The sequence below is a fragment of the Oscillibacter sp. genome (genome assembly GCF_032060045.1).
GTDB lineage: Bacteria > Bacillota > Clostridia > Oscillospirales > Oscillospiraceae > Oscillibacter.
Genome location: NZ_DAMBZJ010000006.1, coordinates 42,959 through 47,535 on the forward strand (window position 1 = coordinate 42,959; position 4,577 = coordinate 47,535).

The 4,577-nt window shown below is 55.4% G+C and carries 4 protein-coding genes; 3 read left to right on the forward strand and 1 reads right to left on the reverse strand.

Annotated features, from left to right (window positions below):
- The 3 genes from RT018_RS03960 to RT018_RS03970 form a co-directional block, all read left to right on the forward strand.
- The coding region (locus RT018_RS03960; RefSeq protein WP_312939489.1) for an ATP-binding cassette domain-containing protein at nucleotides 1-1,396 on the forward strand (1,396 nt) is incomplete at its 5' end.
- Entirely contained in the window at nucleotides 1,393-2,544 is a 1,152-nt protein-coding gene (locus RT018_RS03965; RefSeq protein ID WP_312939491.1) for an ABC transporter permease, read from the forward strand. The genes RT018_RS03960 and RT018_RS03965, both read left to right, overlap by 4 nt.
- Nucleotides 2,541-3,521 carry an ABC transporter permease gene (locus RT018_RS03970; RefSeq protein WP_312939493.1) on the forward strand — a complete coding sequence of 327 codons (981 nt, stop codon included), beginning with the start codon at nucleotides 2,541-2,543 and terminating at the stop codon, nucleotides 3,519-3,521. The genes RT018_RS03965 and RT018_RS03970 overlap by 4 nt, the downstream gene beginning before the upstream one ends.
- 227 nt (nucleotides 3,522-3,748) lie before the next feature.
- Here RT018_RS03970 and RT018_RS03975 read toward each other — a convergent pair.
- The coding region (locus RT018_RS03975) for an Mbeg1-like protein (protein ID WP_312939495.1) at nucleotides 3,749-4,577 on the reverse strand (829 nt) is incomplete at its 5' end.

A 4,577-nucleotide genomic window follows, 5' to 3' on the forward strand; every position in this document is an offset into this window, starting at 1 on the left:
ACAAATTTATGTAAATGGGCAGGCCGTGAGCATCTGCTGCCCCAGAGACGCGTTTGATCTGGGCATCGGTATGATCCATCAGCATTTCAAGCTGGTGGATGTGTTTACCGCAGCGGAGAACATTGTTCTGGGCCTCACCGGAGAGGGCAAGCTGGACCGCAAGTCCATCGCGGCGAAGGTCAAGAATATTGCGGACAAATACGGATTTGACATCGACCCCAACCAGAAAATTTACGATATGTCCGTCTCCCAGAAGCAGACGGTGGAGATCGTAAAGGTCCTCTATCGGGGGGCGGATATTCTGATTTTAGACGAACCCACGGCCGTACTTACGCCTCAGGAAACCGACAAGCTGTTTGCCGTCATGCGCAATATGAAGGCAGACGGCAAGGCGCTGGTCATCATCACTCATAAGCTCCACGAGGTAATGGACGTATCTGACCGGGTGGCCGTGCTGCGCAAAGGCAAGTTCATCGGGGACGTGCGTACCTGTGATACGGATCCCCAGAAGCTCACCGATATGATGGTGGGCCGGACTGTGGAATTGAATATCGACTGTCCGAAAGCTGAGAAAACCACGGAGCGCATCGAGATACAGCATCTAACTGTGAAGGATAAGGACGGGGTCCCCCGTCTCAGCGACGTAAGCTTTACCGCCCGTGGCGGCGAAATCTTAGGCATTGCGGGCATCGCCGGTTCCGGCCAGAAACAGCTTTTGGAGGCGATTGCAGGTCTTCAGCTCTGCGAGCCGGGCAGCCGCATCCTCTATAAGGATGAGCACTGGAATCCGGATGCCCCCGCCGATGACCCCGAAAACGCCAAGCACGTTCACGAGCTGATCGGCAAATCCCCGCTGGATATTATGAAAATGGGCGTGGCCCTGTCTTTCGTGCCGGAGGACCGGCTTGGCATGGGCCTTGTCGCCAACATGGATCTGACGGACAATATGCTGCTGCGCAGCTATCTCAGTGGCCGGGGCGTTTTTGCCGACCGGAAAAAACCCAAGAAGCTGGCGGAGACAGTGGTGGATGAACTGGAAGTGGTCACGCCCAGCGTTGCCACCCAGATTCGTAAGCTCTCTGGCGGCAATGTGCAAAAGGTTCTGGTGGGCCGAGAAATCGCCATGAACCCCACGGTGTTGATGAGCGCTTATGCCGTCCGAGGTCTTGACATTAACACCTCCTATACAATTTACAATCTTATGACTGAGCAAAAGCTTAAAGGCGTGGCGGTGATTTACGTGGGCGAGGATCTGGACGTGCTGCTGGAGCTGTGCGACCGGATTGTGGTGCTGTGCGGCGGTCAGGTCAGCGGCGTGGTCCCCCGCGAGGAAGCCACGAAAGAGGGCATCGGTCTGCTGATGACCCAGTTCAGGAAAGAGGGTGCAGCGTCATGAGCAAGCCTGAAGCAGCCTGCGGCACCTCCAAATGCGGCAGCAGCGAACCTCTGGTCCATATTTCAAAGCGCGTGGGGATTTCCAGAGAAAAAGCCTGGCTCATCCGGGGCGCCGCGCTGGTGCTGGCGTTGGTGCTCTCTGGCCTGATTATTTTCTCAATTGTACACCTTAATCCCCTGAAGGTGTACGAAGCTATGTTTCAAGGCGCCTTCGGCACCTCCCGCCGCGCCTGGGTCACAATCCGGGACGCGATGATGATGCTGTGCATCGCTGTGGGTCTGGCCCCAGCCTTTAAGATGCGGTTTTGGAACATCGGCGCGGAAGGTCAGATTCTGGTGGGCGGCATTGCCACCGCGGCATGTATGATATATTTGGGCGGCTCGCTTCCCACCCCCGTGCTGCTGTTGGTCATGCTGGTGGTTTCCATGGTTGCCGGAGGCATCTGGGGCCTGATTCCCGGTGTGTTTAAGGCCCGCTGGGGCACCAATGAGACGCTGTTCACTCTAATGATGAACTATGTGGCCATTCAGCTTACCAGCTATGCCGTCTCCAAGTGGGAAAATCCCGCCGGATCCAACTCCGTGGGCGTCATCAATCAGCTTACTAAGAACGGCTGGTTCCCCAGCGTTTTTGGGCAGGCCTATATGCTGAATGTAATCATCGTGCTCACCATCGCCATATTAATGTACAGCTATCTGAAATATTCCAAGCAGGGCTATGAGATTTCCGTGGTGGGCGACAGCGAGAACACCGCACGGTATGCCGGTATCAATGTGCGCAAGGTTTATATCCGCACCATGCTTCTCTCCGGCGCCATCTGCGGCGTGGCAGGTTTTCTGGCGGTTTCTGGTTCATCCCATACCATTTCCACCTCCACCGCGGGTGGACGGGGCTTCACCGCAATTATTGTTGCGTGGCTCTCGAAATTCAACACCTTCGTGATGATCCTCTTCTCTTTCCTCCTGCTGTTTCTGGAAAAAGGCGCTGTGGAAATTGCATCCCGGTACAACCTGAATAGCTTTGTGTCGGAGATTATCACCGGTATTCTTCTGTTCTGTATTCTGGGCAGCGAATTTTTCATCAGCTATAAAGTCAGCTTCCGCCGCAAGCGCGACGCAAGCTGCCCGGTGGGGAGGGCGGACGCATGACACAATTTATCTCACTGTTTCAGGCGGCCATCGTCTTCGGAACGGTCATTCTGTTTGGCGCGCTGGGCGAAATCCTGACAGAACGCTCTGGCAACCTGAATCTGGGTGTTCCCGGAATTATGTACTTAGGGGGCATCGCGGGACTGATGGGTGCGTTTTTCTACGAGGCCTCCACTTCTTCCCCATCTCCCGTTGCAGGGCTTCTGATCTCCATGCTGTGCGCCTTTTTGGCGGCGGCGGCAGGCGGATTGATCTTTAGCTTCCTGACCATCTCCCTCCGTGCCAATCAAAACGTCACCGGATTGACCCTGACGATTTTTGGCGGCGGCGTTGCCAACTTTTTTGGTGGAAGCCTGAATAAGCTGGCTGGCGGTGTAGGGCAGATTTCCGTGGCAGTCACCTCCTCCGCTTACCGGTCCTCCACGCCGCTGGCCGACTTGGGAAGCGCCGGCAAGCTGTTCTTTTCCTATGGATTCCTGGCCTATACAGCCATTCTGATCGCTGTGGCACTGCATATTTTTATGAGTCGGTCCCGCATGGGCCTGAATCTAAGGGCCGTGGGCGAAAACCCCGGCACGGCCGATGCCGCCGGCATCAGCGTTACCCGCAATAAGTATCTGGCCACCTGCCTTGGCGCAGGCCTCTCCGGCCTTGGCGGACTGTATTATGTGATGGACTACACCAAAGGCACTTGGGCCAACGACGGCGGAATCGAATCTCTGGGCTGGCTGGCCGTGGCGCTGGTCATCTTCGCTACATGGAAGCCCATCGGCGCCATCTGGGGCTCCTATCTCTTCGGCTTGCTGTTCTGGATGTATTTCTACATTCCCGGCCTGAACCGCAGTTCTCAAGAGCTGTTTAAAATGCTGCCCTATCTGGTGACGCTGGCCGTGTTGGTTGCCGTCTCCATGCGCAACCGGAAGGAAAATCAGCCGCCCGCATCTTTGGGCCTCCCCTATTTCCGCGAGGAACGGTAGTTTATAACTTCCGACAGTTGAATTTTTAAAGCGTATAAACACCCGCTTTGGGGCGCTTTTAAAAAGAATGCTGATTTGAAAACAAATTCATCGCTTGTGCGCGATGCAAGACAAGGCTCCGGGGAAGTAGCTTCCCCGGAGCCTTTCATTTATCTTTTTCCACGACCGCACGGCATGTACGCTCTTGGTAGAGGCGCTTATACAGCACCCTCTTCTCACCAAGGCTTTTATGTTTTGTCCAACTGCTCGTTCCGGTTCTCTTTCCAGTTTTCCCACTCTTTGAAAAGGCGGCGTCCTTCCCGCTTCCAATCCTCCAGCAGGGATTGGGTGCTCGTTTTAAACAGCACGCCTATTGCAAAATTTAGCGCCGTCAACGTCTTTTTATCCAGTACCGACAACGCTTTTAATACGGCGGCGGCGGACTTGGGTCCTTGTGCACGTAGCTCTGCCAGCGTGTCTGCGCTGGACGCGGACAGCACCGCGAACAGCGCATCGGAGAATCGCTCTCTCTGCTCTTGATTGAGACCGTTTACCCACGCCTTGAGCACTCTATCGTTCAATTCAATGTCGGTCATGTCGTCCACCCGGACAAACTCCGATCCCATTACGCACCAGGAAAAGCCGTCGTGCTGCAAAATTCCTATCTGCGTGGAATCCACCACGGTGAGTTCCTCCTCGTGCTCCATCAAAAGTCCCACCACGGAGGATTTGGGCAGAATCGTGTGAATCCTGTCCGCGATTCGCCGGTGCTCTTCCCGGCCCGTAAGCGCAGCGCGAAAGCCCGGACCATCGTTGTTGTAAACAGCAAGAATCCGATTTTGAACCGTTTTTTTAGAATGTACGGCGCTGTACACCGCCAGATTTCCCCCTTTGGAGTGACCTCCAAGGTACAGCTTCCATCCCCAGTACCGCCTGGCGACCCGGTCTACATAGTCTGTCGCCCGTATCTGTGAGGGAACGGCGTCTCGAAGGGCCATGTCAAAGTTTTCCTTCCAGCCAACCAATGTGTCGTCCGTCCCCCGGAAGGCAAGATACGCCATCCGCCCCGGAAGCTCC

Coding starts and splice junctions, on each gene's coding strand:
- RT018_RS03965 (WP_312939491.1), top strand. CDS start 1,393: ATGAGCAAGCCTGAAGCAGCCTGCGGCACCTCCAAATGCGGCAGCAGC.
- RT018_RS03970 (WP_312939493.1), top strand. CDS start 2,541: ATGACACAATTTATCTCACTGTTTCAGGCGGCCATCGTCTTCGGAACG.